The organism is Pedobacter suwonensis (assembly GCF_044762335.1).
Taxonomy (GTDB): Bacteria; Bacteroidota; Bacteroidia; order Sphingobacteriales; family Sphingobacteriaceae; genus Pedobacter.
This window is the reverse complement of sequence record NZ_JBIWEB010000012.1, coordinates 1-25,075: the sequence shown is the minus strand read 5'-3', so window position 1 is coordinate 25,075 and position 25,075 is coordinate 1. Positions and strand designations below refer to the sequence as shown.

25 protein-coding genes and 1 pseudogene are annotated in these 25,075 nt (G+C 37.7%); 22 read left to right on the top strand and 4 right to left on the bottom strand.

Going from position 1 to position 25,075, the window contains the following annotated elements:
* Positions 1-171: 171 nt before the first annotated feature.
* The gene (locus tag ACIQXP_RS17525) at positions 172-663 is read right to left on the bottom strand and encodes a DUF305 domain-containing protein (RefSeq protein ID WP_387506335.1); all 492 of its coding nucleotides are present in this window, start codon (positions 661-663) and stop codon (positions 172-174) included.
* A 351-nt stretch (positions 664-1,014) separates the two neighbouring features.
* On the opposite strand from ACIQXP_RS17525, the pseudogene ACIQXP_RS17520 reads away from it, so the two are divergent.
* The 21 genes and pseudogenes from ACIQXP_RS17520 to ACIQXP_RS17420 all read left to right on the top strand — a co-directional run.
* Positions 1,015-1,905 (top strand): annotated as a pseudogene (locus ACIQXP_RS17520) (efflux RND transporter periplasmic adaptor subunit); the annotation flags it as partial.
* 23 nt (positions 1,906-1,928) lie between these two features.
* Positions 1,929-2,495: a DUF3347 domain-containing protein gene (locus ACIQXP_RS17515; RefSeq protein WP_387506333.1), complete on the top strand. Its 567-nt coding sequence runs from the start codon at positions 1,929-1,931 to the stop codon at positions 2,493-2,495.
* Positions 2,496-2,605: 110 nt separating this feature from the next.
* Positions 2,606-2,941, top strand: coding sequence for a hypothetical protein (locus ACIQXP_RS17510; RefSeq protein WP_387506331.1), 336 nt, complete (start codon positions 2,606-2,608; stop codon positions 2,939-2,941).
* A gap of 213 nt (positions 2,942-3,154) precedes the next feature.
* Entirely contained in the window at positions 3,155-3,643 is a 489-nt protein-coding gene (locus ACIQXP_RS17505; protein ID WP_387506329.1) for a DUF3347 domain-containing protein, read from the top strand.
* Positions 3,644-3,800: 157 nt separating this feature from the next.
* Positions 3,801-4,373, top strand: coding sequence for a DUF3347 domain-containing protein (locus ACIQXP_RS17500; RefSeq protein WP_387506327.1), 573 nt, complete (start codon positions 3,801-3,803; stop codon positions 4,371-4,373).
* A 5-nt stretch (positions 4,374-4,378) separates the two neighbouring features.
* Entirely contained in the window at positions 4,379-4,846 is a 468-nt protein-coding gene (locus tag ACIQXP_RS17495; protein WP_387506325.1) for a heme-binding domain-containing protein, read from the top strand.
* A 21-nt stretch (positions 4,847-4,867) separates the two neighbouring features.
* Positions 4,868-7,486, top strand: coding sequence for a multicopper oxidase domain-containing protein (locus ACIQXP_RS17490; protein WP_387506323.1), 2,619 nt, complete (start codon positions 4,868-4,870; stop codon positions 7,484-7,486).
* A 748-nt stretch (positions 7,487-8,234) separates the two neighbouring features.
* On the top strand, positions 8,235-8,447 hold the full coding sequence (locus tag ACIQXP_RS17485; RefSeq protein ID WP_387506321.1) for an SHOCT domain-containing protein: 213 nt from the start codon (positions 8,235-8,237) through the stop codon (positions 8,445-8,447).
* A 21-nt stretch (positions 8,448-8,468) separates the two neighbouring features.
* Positions 8,469-9,251 (top strand): four-helix bundle copper-binding protein, encoded by a 783-nt coding sequence (locus ACIQXP_RS17480; protein WP_387506319.1) that lies wholly within the window; start codon positions 8,469-8,471, stop codon positions 9,249-9,251.
* Between the two features lie 384 nt (positions 9,252-9,635).
* The gene (locus tag ACIQXP_RS17475; RefSeq protein WP_387506317.1) at positions 9,636-10,673 is read left to right on the top strand and encodes a glycoside hydrolase family 130 protein; all 1,038 of its coding nucleotides are present in this window, start codon (positions 9,636-9,638) and stop codon (positions 10,671-10,673) included.
* Positions 10,674-11,053: 380 nt separating this feature from the next.
* A complete protein-coding gene (locus tag ACIQXP_RS17470) occupies positions 11,054-11,938 on the top strand; it encodes an IS982 family transposase (RefSeq protein WP_387506315.1) in 885 nt (294 codons plus the stop codon).
* A 19-nt stretch (positions 11,939-11,957) separates the two neighbouring features.
* Entirely contained in the window at positions 11,958-12,332 is a 375-nt protein-coding gene (locus ACIQXP_RS17465) for a DUF6799 domain-containing protein (protein ID WP_387506313.1), read from the top strand.
* Between the two features lie 140 nt (positions 12,333-12,472).
* Positions 12,473-12,694, top strand: a complete 222-nt coding sequence (locus ACIQXP_RS17460; protein WP_387506311.1) for a heavy-metal-associated domain-containing protein — start codon at positions 12,473-12,475, stop codon at positions 12,692-12,694.
* Between the two features lie 82 nt (positions 12,695-12,776).
* Positions 12,777-13,004 (top strand): SHOCT domain-containing protein, encoded by a 228-nt coding sequence (locus ACIQXP_RS17455; RefSeq protein ID WP_387506309.1) that lies wholly within the window; start codon positions 12,777-12,779, stop codon positions 13,002-13,004.
* A 64-nt stretch (positions 13,005-13,068) separates the two neighbouring features.
* A complete protein-coding gene (locus ACIQXP_RS17450) occupies positions 13,069-13,695 on the top strand; it encodes an HAD-IA family hydrolase (RefSeq protein WP_387506307.1) in 627 nt (208 codons plus the stop codon).
* A complete protein-coding gene (locus ACIQXP_RS17445; RefSeq protein WP_387506305.1) occupies positions 13,692-14,906 on the top strand; it encodes an acetate/propionate family kinase in 1,215 nt (404 codons plus the stop codon). Before ACIQXP_RS17450 ends, ACIQXP_RS17445 begins: the two co-directional genes overlap by 4 nt.
* Positions 14,893-15,720 (top strand): cupin domain-containing protein, encoded by an 828-nt coding sequence (locus tag ACIQXP_RS17440; RefSeq protein WP_387506303.1) that lies wholly within the window; start codon positions 14,893-14,895, stop codon positions 15,718-15,720. The genes ACIQXP_RS17445 and ACIQXP_RS17440 overlap by 14 nt, the downstream gene beginning before the upstream one ends.
* 130 nt (positions 15,721-15,850) lie before the next feature.
* Positions 15,851-18,232, top strand: coding sequence for a phosphoketolase family protein (locus tag ACIQXP_RS17435; RefSeq protein ID WP_387506301.1), 2,382 nt, complete (start codon positions 15,851-15,853; stop codon positions 18,230-18,232).
* Positions 18,233-18,236: 4 nt separating this feature from the next.
* A complete protein-coding gene (locus ACIQXP_RS17430; RefSeq protein ID WP_387506299.1) occupies positions 18,237-19,265 on the top strand; it encodes a class I fructose-bisphosphate aldolase in 1,029 nt (342 codons plus the stop codon).
* Positions 19,266-19,390: 125 nt separating this feature from the next.
* Positions 19,391-21,955, top strand: a complete 2,565-nt coding sequence (locus ACIQXP_RS17425; RefSeq protein WP_387506297.1) for a heavy metal translocating P-type ATPase — start codon at positions 19,391-19,393, stop codon at positions 21,953-21,955.
* Between the two features lie 571 nt (positions 21,956-22,526).
* The gene (locus ACIQXP_RS17420) at positions 22,527-23,078 is read left to right on the top strand and encodes a hypothetical protein (RefSeq protein ID WP_387506295.1); all 552 of its coding nucleotides are present in this window, start codon (positions 22,527-22,529) and stop codon (positions 23,076-23,078) included.
* 167 nt (positions 23,079-23,245) lie between these two features.
* Here ACIQXP_RS17420 and ACIQXP_RS17415 read toward each other — a convergent pair whose 3' ends face one another.
* The 3 genes from ACIQXP_RS17415 to ACIQXP_RS17405 form a co-directional block, all read right to left on the bottom strand.
* Positions 23,246-23,668, bottom strand: a complete 423-nt coding sequence (locus ACIQXP_RS17415; RefSeq protein WP_387506293.1) for a helix-turn-helix domain-containing protein — start codon at positions 23,666-23,668, stop codon at positions 23,246-23,248.
* Between the two features lie 66 nt (positions 23,669-23,734).
* A complete protein-coding gene (locus ACIQXP_RS17410; protein ID WP_387506291.1) occupies positions 23,735-24,064 on the bottom strand; it encodes a type II toxin-antitoxin system RelE/ParE family toxin in 330 nt (109 codons plus the stop codon).
* Entirely contained in the window at positions 24,054-24,260 is a 207-nt protein-coding gene (locus ACIQXP_RS17405) for a hypothetical protein (protein ID WP_387506289.1), read from the bottom strand. The genes ACIQXP_RS17410 and ACIQXP_RS17405 overlap by 11 nt, the downstream gene beginning before the upstream one ends.
* 191 nt (positions 24,261-24,451) lie before the next feature.
* Between ACIQXP_RS17405 and ACIQXP_RS17400 the strand changes: the two genes are divergently transcribed.
* Positions 24,452-25,024: a hypothetical protein gene (locus ACIQXP_RS17400; protein WP_387506287.1), complete on the top strand. Its 573-nt coding sequence runs from the start codon at positions 24,452-24,454 to the stop codon at positions 25,022-25,024.
* The last annotated feature ends 51 nt before the right edge of the window (positions 25,025-25,075 follow it).

Genomic DNA, 25,075 nt, shown 5'->3' with positions numbered 1-25,075 from the left:
ATTTAAGCTTCGGAAAAAATTACGATTTTTTCATTAACGCGAGAAATACCCGCCCCGCAAGAGAGCATAATTCAATAATTTAAGAACATGACTTCTTGCGTGAATTTATTGTTGGCTTATGGATAGATTTGAAAATTAACTGAAATTCAGAGCTTTTGTTCTATCTAATTTTCACTTCATTCTTGCTAATATAGCTTTCATCTCAGCTATTTCTTTCTTTTGGGCTTCGATAATTCCATTAGCCAATTTTCTAACTTCAGGATCTTTAATATTGGCGTTTTCGCTTGTCAAAATTGCCGAGGAGTGATGGGGTATCATTGCCTTCATGTACTGAACATCTCCGACAAATATTTGTTGCCTTAAACAGGTTAAAGCCACAACAAACACTAAAAAGGACGAACCGAAAATTACCCTATTTAATGTTTTATTTTGATACATTTTACCCATCATTAACAACATAGTAATTGCCATCGCAGAAACCATCAGAATAGCCATATAGGCTCTTGTAGTGCTCAAATAAATATGGTTAGCTTCATCAACATTTAAAAACATTATTCCGTACATAATTATGAAGGAGGTGGCCAACATAAAAAGAAATCTTTTGTATGGGCTACCATCGTGTTCCATTTTTTTCTGATTTGTTTTTTGATTCTCTTTCTCCATGATCTTATGATTTATTATTTAAACGAGTTAATTTCATTTCTATTAAGGCTTTACGCCCCTCACTCTTAAAGAATTCAGAATAACAGAGACTGAACTACAATTAATATAGAGTGATGCGATTATTGGAGATAAAAAAATTCCCGCAACCGGGTATAAAAATCCTTATCTCCAATAGATTATATCCAAGCACGAAAAAAAATGCACTTTAGGTTTCCAATTACTTTATGATTCAACAATTTTGAGGTCGCCTTGTTTTCGTGCCAACTAAAAAATAGAACCTATTATTTGTAATTATAGTTATTTACCCGTTTTTCAGCTAAACAGCTAAATGGAAGACTAACTGTTGATCCTGAACAAAGTAGCTATATCTCTAGTAGGATTGCAGGTAGAATAGAGCGATTATATGTAAGAGAAACTGGAGTTAAGGTAAGTAAAGGGCAGCCTTTGTATCAATTGTATTCTGAGCAATTGGCTACCCTGCAACAGGAGTATTTAATGGCTGTAGCACAACAGAAACAATTTCAGGGCGATAAAATAGAGAGTCAGCTAGTTGCTGCGGCTAAACAGAAATTGTTGTTATATGGTCAATCTGAAAGTCAGGTTCAGCAATTGTTAAAAACACAGAAAAAGGATCCATTTATTGTATTTTATGCACCGCAAAGTGGTATTGTGGCAGAGTTATCTGTAACGCAGGGGCAGTATGTGCAAGAAGGGGGCTCGATAATAAGACTGGAAGGCTATGGTCAGTTATGGGTCGAAGCGGATGTTTATCCAAATGAGGCTAAAAACATAAAACAAGGTCAAAAGGTTAAAGTGGTGGTTGCCGGTTGGGAAGATAAGCCACAAGAAATGATCATTAGTTTTATTACACCCGCTTTACAATCAGGTACACAACTTACACAAATTAGAGGAAGTATTCTCAATCCAGCAAATCAATGGCAGCCAGGTTTACAGGCCAATGTCTTTTTACCTTCTGCAAGTCAAACTAATGTATTGACTTTACCTGTAGATGCTGTAATAAGAGATGGAAAAGGAACGCACGTTTGGGTTAAAAGCGGAAAGGACAATTTTGAAGCTAAGCTTGTAATAATTGGGCAAGAAAACGATGACCAGGTTGAGATTGCTGACGGTCTTAAAAAGGGTGATCAGGTAGTAGTAACTGGAGCATATTTGCTGTATAGCGAGTATATCCTTAAAAAAGGAAAAAATCCTGTTGAAGGACTTAAATTAAGTAAATCATAAATATCAATTATAAAAACAAAAAAATGAGAACAATAGCCAATTTTGTAATGATTTTAGTTGCGGTAACGCTATTTGCAGCTTGTGGAAACAGTGAGAAACCAGTAGCAGATGATGCTCATGCGGGTCATAACCATGTAGCAGGCGAGGGTCACGATTCCGCTCCTGTAGAAAAAAAGGCGGTAGCGGTTAGTTTAAAGGACAATAAATTAAATGCAGTTTACCAACATTACGTACGTCTTACCAATGCACTTGTAAGTAGCGATATAACCGAAGCAAAAGTAGCTGTTAATGCGATTGAACTGGGTTCAAAAGCGCTAACTAACGGCGGTGCATTGGCTACATTAGCAGCTAAAATAGGTGCAGCTAAAGATATTGATGCTCAAAGAACTTTGTATGCTGATTTGAGTACTGATTTTATAGAAAGAGTAAAAAGCTCTGGCTTAAACGCTGGTGAGATTTATGTAGAATATTGCCCAATGGCACTACATGATAAAGGTGCAACATGGTTAAGTAACCAAAAAGAAATCAGAAATCCTTATTTCGGCGAAAGCATGATGACTTGTGGCGAAGTAAAAGAAACATTGAAATAGAATAGATGATTTAAACGCTGCTACTCTAAATGGGTAGCAGCATAATTATATAACTAATAGGTTGAATTATATAAATTTAATTTTGCATCTTTATATAGATTTGCATAGTCATGAAAAGTAAAGCTATCCTTCTGTTAGTTATATTTTTGCTCAACACTGTTGTGGGGTTTGGCTGTGCTTTGGCAATGGAGGAAAATCATGATAATGAAAATCATTCCCATACAAAAGCGGCTGTTCATGAACACAAAGATCATCAACACAATCATGCCGAGAGTCATGAACATCCGATTAGCTCAATACCAGGGCTAGATTTTTCCAAAGAAGATCCTTGCTGTAAAAAGCTAGTAAACGAGCTGACTATCCAAAGTAAGCTAATCCCAGAAAGCGCTAAAGTACTAGTCGTTTTGCAGGCAGTATGGCTTGCCATTACACTTATGCTTTACTAGTCCCTGTAAGCACTATCGAGCCAGATCAAAGTGGTTACGTAGACCATAGGTATCGACCTCCTAATGAAGACATTCGAATAAGCATTCAAAGTTTTCAGATATAAGATTTAATGGGTTTGCTAAACAGCCAGTTTACTGCTGTTAGCGGACAAATACGTTTCACATAGCTATTGCTATGTCCAAAAATTAGTATAAACATTAAATTATTACATCATGAAAAATATATTTTTAGTAGTTGTCTTAGTTGCAACTATATGGATCAAACCTGTTTTTGCTCAAAACAGCCAAACACAATCTTTATTAACGTCTTACTACGACATCAAAAATGCGTTGGTAAATTCCGATGCAACCTTAGCGGCATCAAAAGCAAGCGAATTTTCTAAAGTACTCGGCAGTATGGATATGAAATCAATGCCAAAGGAAGAAATGATATCTTTCATGGGGCTTCAAGATAAACTTGAATTTGATGCTAAACATATCTCAGAGACAAAGGAAATCGTACATCAAAGGGAACATTTCGCCAACTTCTCTGCCAACCTTTTCAAATTGGCTAAAGCTGTAAAATTGACCAAAGAGCCAGTCTATTATGACTATTGCCCAATGAAAAAAAGCTATTGGCTTTCTGATAATGTAGCGATTAAAAATCCCTATTTCGGTAAACAAATGTTAACCTGCGGCGCAGTAAAAGAAACTTTAAAGTAATTCTGTTTGTTAATTGTACGGTTTCACCTTATTTTGGTGTAAGTAGCTGTACAATTAACTTCTGATTTTATCAAATAATTCTGCCTAGGATAATATAAATGCAATTGTTCCCTTAGGTGGGTAATCAAACATTTAAAAATATTTTAATTAAAATACGATGAAAACATTAATTTATAGCTCAGCTATTTCTCTACTATTTCTAACAGCCTGTTCCAACGGCAGTAATAAAACTCAAACAGCAGCTACCTCAGACTCTACAGGAACTAATACTGTTGTAGCAGGGGCTTCAGAAAAAGGCGCTTCCACTGCTGCGTTGTTAAGTTCATATATCAAATTAAAGAATGCCCTTACCACTGACAATGATAAAGATGCAGCAGCTGCTGGAAATGAAATGGTCGCTGGTTTCGCTTCTTTTGATAAAAAATCTTTAACGCCAGAGCAGAATAAAGCTTATACCGACATATATGATGATGGCAAAGAACATGCCGAACATATTGGGGCTAATGTCGGAAACATTGCACATCAGCGTGAACATTTTGATATGTTGAGCAAGGACATGTATGATCTTGTAAAATTATTAGGAGCTAATCAACAACTATATGTAGATCACTGCCCGATGTTTAATGACAATAAAGGAGCAATTTGGTTGAGTGAGGTAAAGGATATTAAAAACCCTTATCTTGGAAAAGCGATGCCAACTTGCGGTACGGTTCAAGAGGAATTAAAATAGTGGCCATGAAAGGCATTAAAAAAATACTTCTTGGGTTATTGGTAATCCTTGTAATTATCCAATTTGTACAACCTGCCCGCAACAAAAGTGGGCAGGTTATGCCAAATGATATTTCTAAAATGGTTGCCATGCCAGATGATGTGCAAGGAATTCTGAAAAAAGCTTGCTATGATTGCCATAGTAACAACACCCAATACCCATGGTATGCCAATGTGCAACCTTTGAATTGGTTCTTGGACGATCATGTAAAATCTGGTAAAGCTGAATTAAATTTTAATGAGTTTGGTTCATATACGGCAAGAAGACAGCAAAGTAAACTACGCTCCATAGAAAATAGTTTAAAAGATGGTACTATGCCTTTATCTTCATATACCCTCATCCATAGAAATGCCATTTTGAGCGAAGCGGAAAAATCGCTAATTACAAATTGGGTTCAAAAATCAAAGGATAGCTTAAACAAAAAGAATTTTTAACCAACATTAATCACCAATGAAATGAAAAATATATTAACAGCGTTTTTACTGATCTTTTATGTTGTAGCTTCTGCTCAGGATATGAAGGGAATGAAAATGCCAAAAAAGGAAAACAATAAGCCGGTCGAGGTTATCTACACCTGTCCCATGCACGCAGAAATTCAGTCTAATAAACCCGGCAATTGCCCGAAATGTGGTATGAAGCTCGTTGTTCAAAAAGCAAAAGCTGTTAAACAGAAAGCTTCCAATTACGATAAGAAAACGCAGCCTACAAAGACTTCAGATATGGGTGATATGAAAATGCCAATGAAGGAGATGCCTAAAAAAAATGATGGCATGGAAGATATGAGTGGTATGGATATGGGAGGTAACAGTCCTACGATGGAAAACATCAAAAGGGCAAAAGCAAATTTGGGGCCTATTAAAACTAAAACTAGTAGTCAACCTCCTCGCACTGTTCGCTACGATCTTTACATTGCCGACACAACTGTAACTTATGGCGGTAAACCTAAACGGGCTATTGCCGTAAACGGAAGTATACCGATGCCCACTCTTACTTTCACTGAAGGCGATACCGCATTGATTTATGTGCACAACAATTTGAAGGAAGAAACATCACTGCACTGGCACGGGTTGTTTCTCCCTAACCGTTATGATGGTGTGCCCAATATGACCCAAATGCCTATTAAACCGGGAGAAACACATGAGTACAAATTCCCACTCATCCAGCATGGCACACATTGGTACCACAGCCACTCGGGTTTACAGGAACAGATTGGTATGTACGGTTCTTTTATTATCAATGCCCGCAAAGAATGGGACATTCCTACGATACCAATTGTGCTGAGCGATTGGACAAATATGAATCCAAAGGAAGTGAACAGAAGCTTGCATGCGGCAACAGATTGGTTTGCCATTAAAAAGGGGACTACACAAAGTTACGCAGAAGCTATAAGAACAGGGCACTTTAAAACCAAAGTGAATAACGAATGGAAAAGGATGAACGCTATGGATGTGAGCGATGTTTATTATGATACTTTTTTGATCAACGGAAAAAATCAGAATGCACAACCGCAATACAAAGCTGGAGATAAAGTTAGATTGCGTATTGCGAACGGGAGTGCATCGTCTTATTTCTGGCTCAAATACGCTGGGGGTAAAATAACAGTAGTTGCTACCGATGGAAATGACGTAGAACCCGTTGAGGTTGACCGTTTGATTGTTGGTGTCTCCGAAATTTACGATGTGGTGGTAACCGTTCCCGAAAATAAAAGCTACGAATTCCTAGTAACACCAGAAGACCGTACCAAATCCGCATCATTGTGGTTAGGAAAAGGAGAAAAGATGGCTGCACAGAAAATGCCAAAGCTTAAATACTTTGCAGGGATGAAAATGATGAACGACATGATGGACATGAGCGGCAATATGGTACAAATGGAAGGGATGAATATGCAGAACCAGATTATGGATATGAATACAGTAATGTACCCGGAGATTACTGGAGAGGAACCCTCGAAAAAAGCAACACAAAAAAAGGAAATTGCGGGCATGCAGATGCCAAATAGCAACAGTATGACTGGCATGAATATGACAGCAGAAAGCCCGGATATTGTGACCTTAAATTACAACATGTTGCGTGATCCAAACAAAACAACTTTGCCAAAAGGGCCGACTAGGGAATTGAAATTCGATTTGACGGGCAACATGAACCGCTACGTATGGACATTGGATAACAAAACCGTCTCAGAATCAGATAAGATCTTAATCAAGAAAGGCGAAAATCTGCGCATCATCCTGTACAACAACAGCATGATGAGACACCCAATGCACTTACACGGTCATGATTTTAGGGTAATTAATGGCGAGGGAGATTACGCCCCGATGAAGAATGTTTTGGATATCATGCCGATGGAAAGAGATACCATAGAATTTGCTGCCAAGGAGAAGGGCGGCGATTGGTTTTTTCATTGCCATATTCTTTACCACATGATGAGTGGTATGGGTAGGGTATTCAGTTATGAGAACTCGCCACCTAATCCTGAAATACCAGACCCAAAACTGGCGCAAAGAAAATTGAACTGGGACGATCAAATGCCTCATTTAATGGGAAGTGCTAGTTTCCAAAGCAACGGATCAGATGGGCTGTTTATGTTGGGCAGTACCAGATGGCAATTGAGTACTTTATGGCATTTAGGTACTGATGCAAAAATGGGCTACGAAAGTGAGACGATGTTGGGCAGGTATATAGGTAGAAATCAGTGGTTATTTCCTTACATAGGTTTTGATTACCATTACAAAAAACCTAATCCAAACGAGAAAAACATCTTCGGTAGTGACTACAGGAATTTGTTTGGCCAAGTGAGCAACAAAGAACAACGTAAAACTGTTGTTGCTGGTATAGCTTACACATTGCCCATGTTGGTAGTGGCAGATGCCAGAATAGATGGTAATGGCAAGTTGAGATTTCAGTTAGGCAGAGAGGATATTCCTATCTCTAAGAGATTAAGAGGCAACTTTATGGTGAATACTGATAAGGAATACGCCGCCGGAATGAGGTACATCTTAACGAAATATATTTCTCTTTCTAGCCATTACGATAGCGATATGGGTTTAGGAGGTGGGTTGACATTTACTTATTAAGAAAGTAACCTTAACTCCTATTGCCCACAAGAAAGTTCAAAACTTCTTTCATTTTAAAAAGACAGTGGTTGTTTTATCCCTGATGAATTTCTTCAACTCATCAGGGATATGTTAACTTAAGACCTTCGATGTTTAGGATCACGTAATTTGATACTTCTGTTAAGTTATTTTATGGCAAATAAAAGGAGTTACAACAGTTGACTGTGTGTTTCAGAAGTGAACCAACACATGAACATCATTCCTAACTGGGATTTACATCAACTATTCAGAAGAAATAGAAATAACTATAGATTACAGTTTATTAAAAAAATAGAAGTGCATAATGTTCAAGTTTAAAGAAAAGCGCATCGACCCTTATCTAAATCTGTCAGGAGAGACTTCTAAAAGGTCTTTCGTTTACGCTATCTGTCTCAAAGCTATAACTAGCATTGTGTTTCTGACCAGTAATCATTTAGATCCTTTCTTTTGGTGGATGAGGGAATTGAACTCTTAAAGTCTCTACCGCCTTATTTATTACAGGTTGCATAATAAATAGGGATGACCGATATCGTTTAATAAAATGAATATGAGTTAATTATAAAATGATAATCATTTTGCAGTGTGACCGCCGTCATTCTTTAACAAGTGATTTACAGTTAGATTTATATCATTACAAAAAAGTAATGAAAAATTTATTAGTTGTATTCCTTCTCATAGCATATTCAGCTTCTGCTTCCGGAGTGATGTAAACAATTTAAATTAAATAATTATGATGAATTTTGGAAATTTTTTGGGGATGCACCTACTATGGTGGTTCTTCTGGGTAATTATGTTAATATGGATTTTTGCTACACCATGGGACATCCCCGGTCGGCGAACTAAAAAGAACACCCCTTTAGATATTTTGAAGAGACGATTTGCCGCAGGGGAAATTCAAAAAGATGAGTACGAAGAGAAGCGAGCAATCATTGAACAAAACTAATCACACACTAAAAATAAAATCATGACCCATCAACAAATAAAAAACTGTGTGGATGCCTGCATAGCTTGTGCCACCACTTGTAACTATTGTGCAGTATCCAGTCTGGAAGAAGATAAAGTACAGCATTTAACCAAATGCATCAGGCTTGACTTGGAATGTGCAGCAATCTGTATAACGGCAGCAGAATTAATGAGTGTAGAAAGTCCTTTTTCAAAAGAGCTTTGCCATTTGTGTGCAACTATCTGTAATGCCTGTGCAGAAGAATGTGAAAAGCATGCCGCAATGGGAATGGAACATTGTAAAGAATGTGCGGAAGTTTGTAGAACATGTGCTAAAGAAACCATGGAGATTTATAAAAAGCTGGAAACGCAGGAACAGCTAACAAAAGATAATAAGTGGCTGGTAACACAAGAAGAATGTGCCATTATTTCTAGAGCAACAGCAACATTGATAAGTTTAAAAAGCAGCTATGCTACACAGCTTTCGGAAATAAATACAAACATTTGCGGCACAGCAGTCGAGGATTTACAAGACCATGTAGCTATGGAAATGGAGCATTGCAATGCATGCGCATCAGTAGCTAAAGAGGTTCATCAGAATTTGACTGGGCAGGATAAATCATCCGGAAAAAACAAGCCTGCCGTAGTGGATAAAACGCAACAAACCAGTAAGAAACACTCCTTTGCTCTATTGGCGGCGTCAGTATGGCGAAGCCCATCCCAAAATGCTAGATCGCATGTAAACTATGATATAAGAGGAAAACGAAGTCGTCTTACCAATACCGGAACTTGGTTTACTCCATAAAAACCAAAGTAAGCATCAATTGGAGTTTGTGGCTGATGCTATACAGAAATTTAGTGTAACACACTATCGGTAATAAGCTTTTGCGAACACTGGTAAACTAGCTACATGTATCAGTTTCATCAATTATGCAGGTGGATAGTATCTAATAATACCATTAAAGAAAAGTACGCTAGAATTGGGCAGGTCTTGTGGCGTGATTTAAGAAGTCAGGATATGCTGAGCGTTGAGGGTGATGAAATTCGTGGTGGATAACTAAGCAATTATTATACCTGAAACAATAGACGCGGTAAAGTCCATTACTAAAACAAACAAAAGCCTCGGCCTCATAGGCTGAACTTATACGATGTAAAAGACCAAAGAATGAGCAACTTTTAATTTATCAATATGGTTAATGTAGAAAAGAAAGGAATCCTTCTGGCTCCCACTGAAAATGATTTTGAAAGCAACGGGGTATTAAATCCCGCGGTTTATCAGGACGGTGATAATATACACCTGTTTTATCGGGCGGTGGCAGAGGGTAATTATTCTACCATTGGTTATGCAAAGGCTAATGGCCCTACAAATATTGTGGAACGGTTTAAAGAACCTCTGGTTTATATAGCGTTAGATTTTGAAATCCACGGTATAGAAGATCCTAGAATAGTTAAAATAGAAGACACTTATTATATAACGTATACGGCTTACGATGGGATAAATGCAATGGGTGCGCTAGCCACCTCAAAAGATTTGAAGAATTTTGAAAAGAAAGGAATTTTTACTCCGCCTATCAATTATAAAGACTACAAACATCATTTGGAACACTGTAACCAAGAAAAACTAAATCCAAAATATTATGATTATGCAAAACTTTTTGAAAGTATAGGATTAGCTGACGATAAGCAACGGTTACTAAGAGACAAGGATATTGTTTTATTTCCAGAAAAAATCAACGGAAAATTTGTTTTGCTACACCGTATTTGGCCGGGAATTCAGATTGTGTATTTTGATGATTGGGAAGATTTAGCCAAACCGTTTTGGGAAAATTACCTAAAAGATCTTACCGCACATATTGTGATGGATCCGAAGTATGATTTTGAAGTGAATTATTTAGGCGCAGGATGCCCGCCGATAAAAACGGAAGTCGGTTGGTTGCTCATCTACCATGGAGTTTGTGAAACTACTATTGGCAAAACTTACCATGCTGCTGCTGCACTGTTGCAATTGGATAAACCGGAGGTGGAAATTTCACGACTTCCTTATCCGCTCTTCTCCCCAACAGAGAAATGGGAGGTTGAAGGTGTGGTAAATCATGTAGTATTCCCTACAGGGACTGCGCTTTTTGGAGATGACCTATACATTTATTATGGTTCGGCAGATCAACACATTGCGGTAGCCCGGATAAGTATGAACGAGCTTTTAAACGAATTGAAAAAGTATTCCTAATGCGTGAGTTATGCAATCAACTAAAATGGAAAAGTCAATCCAAAAAACGAATACAAGCTTTGGTATTAAGAGTTAAGTTACTGACGGATTGTAACGGCTAAAAAAACGAAACACTAATTTAACACGATGTATATATGTGAATTATGCAACTTATTAACCCAGTTGTGTAACTCTTAGCAAGCTAAAAATATTATTTTCATACAAGTTAATTCAACATAAAAATAAAGACTAGATAAAACGGGCAACAGTGATACTGACGGACGGGCAACAGAGGATCTGAAGATAATTTAAAACTATAAAAACCCGTAGTGCATTATAAATAAGGTTGTTCATATCACTCAAAAACAGTATATTGTATTGACTTACAATCATTTACAATTATGAACAACCTTATTCAAAAATACGAATTAATTTTAAAGACTTTTAAGGAAATTTCAATTGCTGATAATTTTTATTTCAAGCCCGTTAAGCCAAAGCTATCTGATTTAGAGCTTATTGCATTAAATATTGCCGCTGAATCATCTGGTTTAGATTCTGAATATCAGTTATTTAGAGATCTCAAGTTTTCACAGCTTAGTGGCTTAATTGAAAGAAGTGTGTATAATAGAAGAAGGAGAAAATTATTTTCCCACACTGAAGAGCTCAGAAAAAAGCTTGCTATTAAATTGACTGGTAATCAGAGATACTTCATAGTAGATTCCATGCCTTTGGAGATTTGTAAAAACGCAAGGATGGCAAGGAGCAAGATATGTAAGGAGCAGCAGGGAGCTTACCCTAATCAGGGCTTCTGCGCTTCACAAAATACAAAATATTACGGTTACAAATTGCATGCGGTTTGCTCTGTTGAAGGGGTATTCGATAATTTTGATTTGAGCCCAGCCTCAGTTCACGATATTCACTACTTAAAGGATATAAAAGCACAAATGACTGACTGTGTGCTGCTTGGCGATAAAGGCTATCTGTCAGCACCCATACAGATCAACCTTTTTGAAACAGTTAACATTAGATTGGAAACACCCTTAAGGAACAATCAAAAAGATCACAAAAACTACCCATTCATTTTTAAAAAGTCAAGAAAAAGGATAGAAACATTATTCTCACAACTGTGTGACCAATTTATGATAAGAAGAAATTATGCCAAATCATTCAACGGCTTTAAAAATAGAATATTAGCCAAAATAACTGCACTTACTACAATTCAATATCTTAACAAATTTGTATTCAATAGAAAATTGAACCAGTTAAAAATTAACCTATCTTTATAATGCACTACGGGTTATAAAAATGAAAATTAAGAAAACAATTACCACAGTATTTGCTTCGATGCTGATGCTGACCCTAGCTCTTACAACAACTAGCTCTTTCGCTCAAACTAAAGCGAAGACTGCAATGATGAAAGACCACGTAATGATGGAAGGCGGTAAAATGATGATGATGAAAGACGGTAAAATGATGCCCATGGAAAAGGACATGACCATGAAAAATGGAACCAAATGTTCAATGACGGGAGAATATACCATGAAAGACGGTAAAAAAATGATGATGAAAGACGGTGACTGCATGGCAATGAGTGGCAAAATGGGCAAGTGTTCTACAATGAAAATGGATACGAAAAACAAAAAAATGAAGAAACCCATGAAAGGATCGATGAAGATGTAACGCCACGAACTAAGCAAATGTTTACAACATTTGAATCATCATTCACAGCCCCCGAATATTTGAAATGTTCGATTGTTATGATGATGGAAAAATCAATTAGAATAAAATTAAAATATTAGCAACAATTTAAAAGAAAAATCATGGAAAATTCAATCAAACACACTTTTCACATTGGCGGCATGAGCTGCGGTGGATGCGTTTCATCAGTTAAAAATAGATTAGCTGCTGCGCCAAATGTAACATCCGTATCCGTTGACTTGGCAAATAAGCAAGCAGAAATAACCTCGTCTGTAGCAGTCAATGCCGAGACACTTCAGAATCAATTTACAAATACGCACTACACCATTACAGAGCTTAATTAAAAACGCTGTTACGTTCAAAAGATTTTTAAATAGATAATCGGGCTACAACGAAACTGTAGAATCATCTTAAATTTTAGAAATTATGTATATGTATGATGGTTATCACTTTGGAGGAATGCACTTTATATGGTGGTTTATTTGGATGGTTTTTATATTCTGGATTTTTGCTACACCTTGGGATATACCTGGACAAAGGAAAAAGAGAATTACTCCCCTTGAAGCTTTAAAGATAAACTTTGCTCTAGGAAAAATAACTAAGGAAGAGTATCAGGAAAAAAAAAAGAGTTTAGAAAACCTAAGCGGTCTGTAGAAGCAGAAACTCAAAATAAGGCAACCTAAGTTTGTAAAGTGGTAATGTTTTATTAAAAACTAGCATGAATGAGGCAAAAAATATAACAACGATATTCTTAGATATTGGTGGCGTACTGCTGACAAACGGCTGGGGACATAAATCTCGGAAGTTAGCAACGGAGAAATTCCATCTGGATAGCGATGAAATGGAAGCCAGACATGCTATGACATTCGAAACTTTTGAACTTGGCAAGCTTACATTGGACGAGTATCTGAACATTACTGTTTTTTATGAGCCTCGGGATTTTTCAAAAGAAGAGTTCTGGAAATTCATGTGCACCCAATCGCAGCCATTTATGGAAATGATTGAATTGATGAAACGGCTTAAAAAGCGATATAAGTTAAAAATAGTTGCCGTAAGCAACGAGGCAAGGGAATTAAACGCTTACAGAATTGAGGAATATAAGTTGACCGAATTTATAGACTTTTTTGTTTCCTCCACTTATGTCCATTTAAGAAAGCCCGATGTTGACATTTATAAACTGGCGCTTGATATGTCAAAATCGCAACCAGACCAAACTCTTTGTATTGATGATTTAGGTGTATTTGTAAAAGTTGCTGAAAGCTTAGGCATTAAAGGCATTTGCCATAGTAATTATGAAACAACTTGTAAAGAATTGAACGCTTTAGGATTTGAAACCGAACTATGAAATCCATACAACAACATATCCTAATTCTCAACGGTGGCTCGTCTAGCATTAAGTTCGCTCTTTATAACACAGATAAAAAATTAGAGAACGTTCTTTCTGGTCAAATAAGTAGAATAGGATTGGATAATCCTGAATTTACAGTTACCCATAAACCCAGCAATAAAAAAACTCAAATTACCATAGACTCAACAAATTTTAAAGAAGCTGCTGAAGGATTAGTTGAATGGTTAAAAGAGCAAAATTATACTGATGGGATAAAATGTGTGGGGCATCGTATTGTTCATGGTATGGAGCATTCAAGACCTGAAATTATTGATGAGCATTTGTTGACGGAATTGCATAAAATAATGGAGTATGACCCGGATCATCTTCCGGCAGAAATTGAAATGATAGCCTTATTTAAAAAACAATTTCCGCATTTTGTACAAGTTGCCTGTTTTGATACCTCTTTCCATACCACCATGCCAAAATATGCTAAGACGTTTGCTATCCCGAAGAAATATTATAACCAAGGTGTAAAACGATATGGATTTCACGGGATATCTTATAGCTACCTAATGAAAGAGTTAAAAACGCAAAATAGAGCAGAAGCTGATGGGAAAATTATTCTTGCTCATTTAGGAAATGGAGCTAGTCTTGCAGCGGTAAAGAAGGGCAAATGTGTAGATACCAGCATGGGCTTTACACCAACAGGAGGTGTAGTAATGAGTACAAGAAGTGGCGATCTGGATCCTGGAGTGGCTTGGTACCTCATGCAGCAGGGAATTGACGCGGAAGAATTCAATGATGTGATCAATCATCAATCTGGGTTGCTTGGCATTTCTGGCTATAGTTCCGACATGCAGGATTTACTTGAACACCAAAAAAGCAATAAAGATGCTGCTTTGGCTATAGAAATATTCTGTTACCAGATTAAAAAAACAATTGGTGCATACACCGCTACTTTGAACGGACTTGATGTGTTGGTTTTTTCTGGCGGTATCGGAGAAAATGCACCGCTAATACGCAAACGCATCTGTCAAGGATTCGATTATCTGGGGATTGAGTTAGATGCTGGGAAAAATAGAAAAAATAAAAGAATTATTTCAACAAAGAACAGTAAAGTGAAGGTGTATGTAATCCCCACAGATGAAGAGATAATGATGGCTGCATTGACAGCTAAATTATATCAAAGCAGTAAAGAAGATCAAATAAATATTGAGGAACAATAAACCAAATACGATCGAAAATTTTTACAAAAGACAAATTAATTATCGGACTAAAAGAAGAAAAATACAAATGCTAGAAAGTTACGGAACATTATCAGAAACTATTAATGGTTTAAACAAAGATGGATATACTCTGGATTTTAATGTCAACAAAAATTGTGTGATTTGTAATCATCAAAATATAAGTTTATCTCCTGAAGATTTTGAGATAGATAAGGTGTACCGTTTTGAAGGGGAAACAAATCCTGATGATCAGGCGATATTATATGCTATATCCTCTACAAAATTTAATGTGAAAGGCGTTTTGGTAAATGGCTATGGTATTTCTTCAGATGAAAAATCGAATGCATTAATCGCTAAGTTAAAAACACATGTAGATAGTTTTCCCCACCACGAATCGGTAAAAAATGTTGACGTTCAAGTAAGATTGAACGAAGCGACCGAATTGCGACCTGAGGGTGACCGTATATTGGATGCGCCATTTGTGGAAATGGACATCAATAAGTTTATTGATCAGATAAAAAATGAAACAACATGGGGTACCGCTGATCACAACTCCATTACCATTTTCAAATCTAACAATACTGCAATTGTGTTGATTGGAATGCATTCAAAAGCCGAATTGAAAAAACATAAAGTATATAAAGATATTTATGTGCAGGTGTTGGAAGGGAAAATAGATTTCTGCACAGAGCAGCACTCGGTTTCGCTTCAGAAAGGGCAAATGATTGCTTTAAAAGCAGGTATCGAACATAGTGTACAAGCTTTAGATGAAAGTTTTTTTCTGCTTACAGTGTCTGTCAGTGGTAATTCTTGACAAGAATATAGAAAAAGCCACAGTTGACTAGGCTTTGAATAATACGGGAATGGAATTACGCCGGCTTTAAAAAGTTAACGTATCCGTTGAAAGCAAAATAATTTAAAAATTTAATTAAAAAAGTAATATCATGAAAACAGAATCCTTAGAAACATCTAAAGAAAGTTTATCAGCAGATCTGTTAAAGAAAATTGATGCTTATTGGCGAGCGGCTAATTATCTTTCTGTCGGGCAAATTTATTTACATGATAATCCGCTTTTAAAAGAACCTTTAAAGCCAGAACACATTAAAAACATGTTGCTTGGGCATTGGGGTACAACGCCAGGTCAAAATTTCATCTATGTCCATCTCAACAGGATTATAAAAAAATATGATCTTGATATGATCTACGTATCAGGCCCAGGTCATGGAGGTCCTGCCATTGTTGGTAATGTTTATTTGGAGGGTACTTACAGCGAGGTATATCCGAATATCAGTGAGGACGAGGAAGGATTAAAAAAGCTCTTCACACAATTTTCATTTCCTGGAGGAATACCAAGCCATGTTTCCCCTGAATGCCCCGGTTCTATTCATGAAGGAGGCGAATTGGGCTATTCACTCAGTCATGCCTTTGGAGCTGCGTTTGACAATCCCGATTTAATCGTGTCTTGCGTAGTTGGCGATGGCGAGGCAGAAACGGGCCCGCTTGCAACAGCTTGGCATTCCAACAAATTTTTAAACCCGGTTACAGATGGAGCGGTACTGCCTATCCTTCATCTTAACGGATATAAAATTGCAAATCCAACGGTACTAGCAAGAATCGGCGACGAAGAACTGGAGCAGCTTTTCTTAGGTTATGGATGGAAGCCTTATTTTATTGAGGGCGATGACCCGATGGATATGCACCAGAAAATGGCGGTTTTGCTGGATAAAGTAATCGAAGAAATACAACAGATAAAAAAGAACGCTGCCCTAAACAAAGATGCTACTCGTCCGAAATGGCCTATGATAATTTTAAAATCCCCAAAAGGATGGACAGGGCCTAAATTTGTTGATGGTAAAAAGATTGAAGGTAATTTTTTAGCGCATCAAGTTCCTATTAAAGATCCTGCTACAAATCCAGCACACTTAAAACAATTAGAAGAATGGCTAAGAAGTTATAAGCCCGAAGAATTATTTGACGAAAACGGTCGTTTCAAAAGCGAATTGCGGGAACTGGCGCCAACGGGCAAACACCGCATGGGAGACAATCCACATGCGAACGGGGGCCTTTTACTACAAAATCTCCGGATGCCTGATTTTAGGGATTATGGAATTGAAATGAAGCGTGGCGAAATGGGATCGGGCGATACTTTGGTGCTCGGAAAATTTATAAGGGATATTATTAAAGCGAATGCCGACCAAAGAAACTTCCGGATTTTTGGTCCCGACGAAACACTGTCAAACAAATTGGATTTTGTCTTTGAAGCTACTAACCGTCAATGGGAAGCTCCGGTAATTGATACCGATGACTTTCTTAAAAAAGAAGGCCGGGTAATGGAAATGCTGAGCGAACATCAGTGCGAAGGCTGGCTCGAAGGATATTTATTGACGGGAAGACACGGGCTTTTTAATTGTTATGAAGCCTTTATTCATATTATTGACAGCATGTTTAACCAGCATGCAAAATGGCTAAAAGTTACTTCGCATTTACCTTGGCGCAGAAAAATAGCCTCGCTAAATATTCTTTTGGCATCACATGTATGGCGACAGGATCATAATGGTTTCACTCATCAGGACCCTGGTTTTCTTGATGTGGTGATGAACAAAAAAGCATCGGTAGTAAGGGTTTATCTTCCACCAGATGCCAACTGTCTTTTATCAGTAATGGATCATTGTTTCCGAAGCAGACAATATGTGAATGTAACAGTAGCGGGTAAACATCCAGCACCACAATGGCTTAGTATGGATGAAGCTGTAGTGCATTGTACCAAGGGCATAGGAATTTGGACTTGGGCGAGTAACGATGAAGATATAGAACCGGATGTAGTTATGGCTTGTGCCGGAGATGTGCCTACACTGGAAACCTTGGCTGCCGTTTCTATCCTTCGTGAAAAATTGCCTAACCTGAAAGTGCGGGTAGTAAACGTGGTTGACCTCATGAAATTACAACCCGAGACAGAACATCCGCATGGTTTGAATGATAAGGACTTTGACACCTTATTTACAAAAGACAAACCTGTAATATTTGCTTTCCATGGTTATCCTTGGCTTATTCATAGGCTTACCTATAAGCGAACTAACCATATAAACTTTCATGTACGTGGTTATAAAGAAGAAGGAACTATAACAACGCCTTTTGATATGACAGTTTTGAACGATATGGACAGGTATCATTTGGTGATGGATACCTTAGATAGGCTGCCACAGTTGAAAAACACAACCGCTCATCTTAAACAAGAGATGCAGGATAAATTGATAGCGCATAAAAACTATATCAGAAAAGAAGGTATGGATATGCCAGAAATTAGAAATTGGAAATGGAAAAACTAACCTCATGGGCAAACAAATATTAAAAGATACAATTGTGCAACTCTTTGCCGGTAGCAAAGGGTTGCTTGCAATGGATGAAAGCACTAGTACATGTAATAAACGTTTTGCATTCGAAGGCATTCCGCAAACAGTCGAGATGCGTCGCAGATACCGTGAACTTATTGTTACAACGCCGGACTTAAACGAAAGTATTGGTGGTGCGATCTTGTATGATGAAACTATTCGTCAGCAAACAAAAGACGGGATTCCCTTTACAGCAGTGTTAACTGAGGCTGGAATTATTCCAGGGATCAAGGTTGATATGGGTGCGAAATTGATGGCCGGTTTTCCTGATGAAAAAGTGACAGAAGGACTAGACGGATTGCGAGAGCGATTACAAGAGTACAGAAAGTTGGGTGCAAGGTTTGCAAAATGGCGGGCTGTAATTTCCATAGGTTATGACACTCCAACTACGGGCGCTATTGATGCGAACATTCATGCGCTAGCAAGATATGCTGCTTTATGCCAAGAGGCTGATATTGTACCAATTGTAGAACCAGAAGTATTGATGAACGGTAGCCATAATTTGGAACATTGCTACGCAATAACCGCACAGGTTTTGAAAACACTCTTTTATCAATTCTCGGTTTACAAAATCTATTTGGAAGGAATGATACTAAAGCCTAATATGGTCATTGCAGGAATAGAAAGCATTGTGCAAAATAGCATTGACGAGGTAGCGGAAGCCACTGTAAACTGTTTGCTGGAATCAGTCCCAGCTGCAGTTCCTGCCATTGCATTTTTATCGGGCGGACAGTCACCAGAAGATGCAACAGCACATTTGAATGCGATACATACAAAATTTAAAAATCGTTTGCCGTGGATTGTTTCCTTTTCTTTTGGAAGGGCCATTCAGCAACCCGCGTTGGATAAGTGGAAAGGTAAGGAGGCGAATGTGGAAGAAGCACAAACATTATTATATTTTAGGAGTAAATGTGACTTAGATGCAAACCTAAGAGAGTATGAGGCTGAAATGGATAATGATATTCTTTAGAACCTACAAAAATGAAATATCCATCATTCATCTTAAAAAGCACAAGCCAACTCCAAGCATTGACTTTATGGGATGAAAGCTCCCAAATGAAGACATACAGACATCTTAAATTATAAATATTTTTTATGAAAACAAGCAATATCAATGTACACGACATGCTATCAGTCTGGAGTGTAGAAGAAGTGGAAAAACACTTCGGCGAGGTGCCGGGCGTGGAAAGTGTGACAATGAATTACGCCACTGAAACCGCCACGGTTCGCTACGATGAAACCCGTTTGGATGTGGCAGGTATAAAATCAGCTGTACAACAACGAAGTTACGATTCCTTTGCAGCTAAAAATTCACAAGACAAACCTAAAGAGGAGAAAGAGGAAGCCCCAGTAATCCATTCATCAGACAAAATTCAGAAAGAAAAGAAAAGCCCCGAAGCAACAACTGCTGCAAAGTCAGAAAATCCTGACGTGACCGAACCGGATGACACTGCAAATGAACTCAAAAACGAAAAAGAGGAAAAAAGTTCATCTTCTGCAATAAAGCCTGAGGAAAAAGATAAAGCTGAAACTAAACCGACAGCAATTGAGGATAAGAAAGCGGATGATAGTGCAGTTATTGATCACTCTAAAATGGATCATTCAAAGATGGACCACTCTAAAATGGAAGACCCAAAATCCGCCGACCATAGTGATATGGATCACAGTAAAATGGATCATGATGCCATCCCAATGGGCATGGCAGGTCATGATCACCATAAAATGATGATTGCAGACTTTAAAAAACGATTCTGGGTGACCTTAGTTCTTACAGGACCAATCCTATTCATATCGCCTATGATACAGGATTTTTTCAGTTATGAATTTTTGCTGCCTGGCAATCCCTACATTCTCTTTGGTCTATCCAGCATCTTATATTTTTACGGGGGTTGGCCTTTTTTGAAAGGTTTTTGGTTTGAAGTTAAAAAAGCCTCGCCGGGGATGATGACCTTGATTGCCATGGCTATTAGTGTTGCTTATTTTTATAGTTCGGCAACGGTTTTCGGCTTGCCCGGAATGGATTTCTTTTGGGAACTGGCTACCTTAATTGCAATCATGCTTTTGGGACATTGGATAGAAATGAAAAGTGTACTGGGCGCATCCAAAGCATTGCAGCTATTGGTAAGTATGATGCCTGCCGAAGCTCATCGAGTAAAGGGAGAAAGTGTAGAAGATATTAAGCTGGAAGATTTAATGAAAGATGATATCATCTTGATTAAGCCTGGTGAAAAAGTACCAGCTGATGGTATCATTATTGAAGGGAGTAGCTATTTAAATGAATCCATGCTTACTGGCGAATCAAAACCGGTTAAAAAAGAACTGGATGAAAAAGTAATTGGCGGATCGGTAAACGGCAACGGTGTATTAAGAGTTAAAGTAGAACACACTGGTAAAGATAGTTACCTTAATAAGGTAATCAAAATGGTGGAGGATGCTCAAAAAACAAAGTCCAAAATGCAAAATCTCTCAGACCGGGCTGCAAAATGGCTTACTTATGTTGCCTTAGCCGTAGGTTTTGGTACACTAGCTGTCTGGCTAATATTAGGTTTCCCTTTCGTGTATGCGCTAGAAAGAATGGTGACAGTAATGGTAATTGCCTGCCCTCATGCTTTAGGTTTAGCTATACCGTTGGTAGTGGCTATATCCACCGCAGTATCTGCACAAAACGGTTTATTGATACGCAATAGAACTGCATTTGAAGAGTCACGAAAAATTTCTGTATTGCTGTTTGATAAAACCGGAACACTTACAAAAGGAGATTTTGGGGTAACACGAATCCAATCTGTGGATAAAACCTATGCTGATCAGGAAATCCTTCGTTTAGCTAGCGCTTTAGAGCAAAGTTCTGAGCATCCTATTGCTGTGGGGATTTTAAAGAAAGTTAAAGATGAAAAAATTACAATTCCACAACTTCAAAAATTTAATGCAATTACTGGTAAAGGGGTTGAAGCCAACGTGGAAGGAAAAGATATAAAAGTGGTAAGCCCAGGGTATTTAAGAGACGAGAAAATCAGCATTCCAGAAGACGCTTTTAGCGACGCGGCAGAAACAGTAGTATTTGTTTTAATTGAGGGAAAGCTTGCTGGATACATTGCCTTAGCAGATGAAATCAGACCTGAATCTGCGGAAGCAATTGAAGTATTTAAGAAGAATAATATTAAAGTATTAATGGCGACCGGCGATAATGAGAAAACCGCAAAAGCTGTCAGCGATAAGCTGGGATTAGATGGTTATTACTCTGAGGTACTTCCACATCAGAAAGTGGAAATTGTGAAAGAACTACAAAGCAAAGGAGAGTTTGTTGCAATGACAGGAGACGGCGTAAATGATGCGCCAGCATTGGCTCAGGCTAATGTTGGAATCGCAGTTGGCTCTGGAACAGATGTAGCTGCCGAAACAGCCGACATTATTTTAGTAAATAGCAACCCACAGGATATTGCTAACCTAATTCTTTTCGGAAAAGCTACATATCAAAAAATGATTCAGAATTTGATATGGGCAACTGGCTATAACGTAATTGCCATTCCTCTTGCAGCAGGTGTGCTTTATTCATCAGGATTTGTTTTAGGTCCTGCGATAGGTGCAGTATTTATGAGTTTGAGCACAATTATAGTGGCTATTAATGCGCAGTTATTGAAAAGAAAGATTGGAGGGAAATAAATTCTGGTAAATCAATTCCTTAGATTGAAGAAAAATAAGGTTACTGAATGCAATTGATAATTTTAAAAGATAAATAACTGATGATTAAAAATAACAAAGCATTACCGAATATAAAGATTAATAATCTGTCAGAATGAAATTGCACCTCATAGTGTTTACTATGATATGATCAGGCAGAAAATAGGCCTTTTAATTAATGGCAAGCTTAATTTATAAAGCCAATAAACGGAGATCAAGCGGATTATTACGAAATGGGAGAGAAGTGACACAAAACGTTTACATTGAAATGCTGGATGAACTTTTAGAAAGAATGTATTAAATGCTATGAATTACACCACCCACACGAGATAAAGCAATTCAACATTCATCTCAAGTTTGCAATGTTGCGGCATCCGTCGGTTATCAAAACCCCTTATCCAATGTGGATTACAGGGTAAAAGAAATTTCTCAGTCCTTTTTTAACCAGTGGCGGTTTACGATAGAAGCATATATGAATTTGTTTAATTTGTTTGAAAGCTTAAATGCTTGTTCTGAGATACGGGATAAGATTACAACTCTGTCTCAATACGATATGTTCGCGATAGAACATGAAAAAGAATTTAGAGATTATTCTTATCTGCTTATCATTAATATTAAGACGCATGTTGACTTGTTGGCCTGCCTCGTGGATATCTCACTGAACCAGGTAGTGAGGGAAGAATCTCAACTGCCCGATTACATAAATATCGCTCATCCTAAATACAAGCTCCCTCCAGAGCTTATTTCTGAATTTAAACGCTTAAAGGATAAAGCCACTTTCCCATGGCTCTCTCAAATTAAGGAAGTCAGGGATAAAATTATACACCGGGGATATCAGTTAAAACCAAGCATTGGCTTTCAAAAATCCTCTGCGTTGATGATGCAGGTGTATCAGGGAACTGACTTCTATACTAATGAATTGATAATTGATATAGGCGAAATGTTTAATTCATTTCTGGTTGACATGCCTTTAATAGACGATGCTATTGCAAAAATACTACTCAATAAAATCACTATCCTGAACAAGAAGATTTCTTGTGAGACATCCTATTCTTTCGATGGATTGGTAAGTATGTACAGCTATAATGAAATAGAAGCTCAGTAGAAAATTACTAATTCTGATATCAAGGCAGACCTAGGAGCGAAGGGATTTCGCAGGCCGCACCGTGCGTGGAGATATAAATTAGGGTCATTTTTAGAAAATCTATTATAAGTAGAAAGCCATTGCGGTTTGCAATGGCTTTCCTGGAATAAAATATCTCCGTCTAATGCTTATTTATTCTCTTGTGCTTTCAATAAACGCTCATAGAGTGCTTCCTTTTCAGCATGAAGTTTTTTGAGTTCGTCAACTAATTCAAATACTTTGTCGGCGAAATTTACAGTACAATTGTTGTATTGACCCAAACTTCCGGTTCCTGTATTGGCTCCTTCATAGTTATTCTGGATATTGTAAATAGCCGTTTCTTCGTCAAAATTTCTAATCGCCTCTTCTGGTACTTTCAGAATCTTCGCAATTTCTGCCAAAAGCGCATCTTCAATTTTTTCTTTGGATTCCAGAACTGAAATCTTTTTCTGGCTCCAATCCTCACCCAAAGAAGCGGCAAGCCCTTCCTGTTTTATCCCCATCATTTCACGAAAACGTTTCACATTTCTGCCTTCATGCACTTTATTTGGACGATCAGTTGTAGTACTCATATATTGTTAATTTGAATCAAATGTAATAAATCTTCTGTTGTGTGGTAAAATAAATTAGTTGTCTGTTTATTCGGGAACCTGTTTTAACAGCTCGGCCAGTTCCGCATCTGTTAAATTAGACTTTTCAGATTTATCGTAAATGGTTAGCAAATAAACAGCGTCATCTTCAATAACCAAATTTGCGATCACTCTGGCACCGCCGGATTTGCCCTTTCCTTTCGAGGCAATGGCTAACCTGATTTTATAACACTTGTTGCCTATTGCTGTGCCCTGTTCAGGGTCATTCTCTAAAGAGTCAATAAGATCAATATATTCCTTTTTTAAAGAGGGATATTTCTTGACCAACCTTTTAAGCTGCTTATCAAAGGGGCGTAAGGTATAGACATTATAGCTCATTGATCAAATCCCTTGCAGAACGGGCTTTAAGTTTACCCTGACGTACTAATTTAAGGTCTTCAACCGCTTCTTTAATCTCGTCAACTAAAACAGCATTTTCATCGGACAGTGGTCTTGCCTTCACAAAAGACAGGCTGCTCAATAGCTCCATTACGAAAGCCGCCTTACTGTCCTTAATATCTAATATTACTTTCATGATCTGTGTCTAAAGGGGTTAATACACAAAGATAACTATATCTTTTCAAACATAAAAGCAGACCATCTGGATTGGGTTTCCATCTGAAATAGCGTTTAAAATATGCCCCAAATCGTCTAAAAAATGGACTGGAAGATTAATATAGACTTTGCAGGTTTTGGTTCTTTGGCTTGAACTAATTAAAGCCTAACATGAAACAAGAACCAACCGTTAGCGAAACAACCACTTTCCGCTATTTAAAAGAAAAAGATATCATCAGTCCACATTACAGGATCGCTCACTTTTTCTGTAGCGAAGAGAATAGTTTATTGCGCCTGAAATCAGGAGTAATTCAATTACTCAAAGCCGCATTTACCAATCCAGAAAACGCCGACTATTTCTATCTGCAACAGCAACTTGTCAAGCTTTTGGAACTCAGCTTTGTTATCAAAGAAAGCGGTGCAACTACTTCCCTAGACAGTACTCCGATACGTCCGAACACCAATAACCAAGTAACATATAATCCATTACCTGATAAGAATAACCTATTACAAATTCATCGAACTTGCCAGGGAGCTGATATACAAACTATTGATTCTTGCACTTTGTTAGAAGCGTTATTCAGTTTTAAAAGTCTAGCGGAGTGGAGGGTAATTCTAGATTCGCTTTTATATGCTGCAAACGGAACGGTTCTGCTGACAGAAGTCCTTCATATTCAAGCGTTCGAAGCAATATTGGTCAGGGTGGATAAACCGCTTCAAATTGACCCCTCTTCGCCACTTTAAAAAGCCCCCCTTTGCCGAGTTAATTTGATAAGGTCCGCCAAAGCAAAGAGA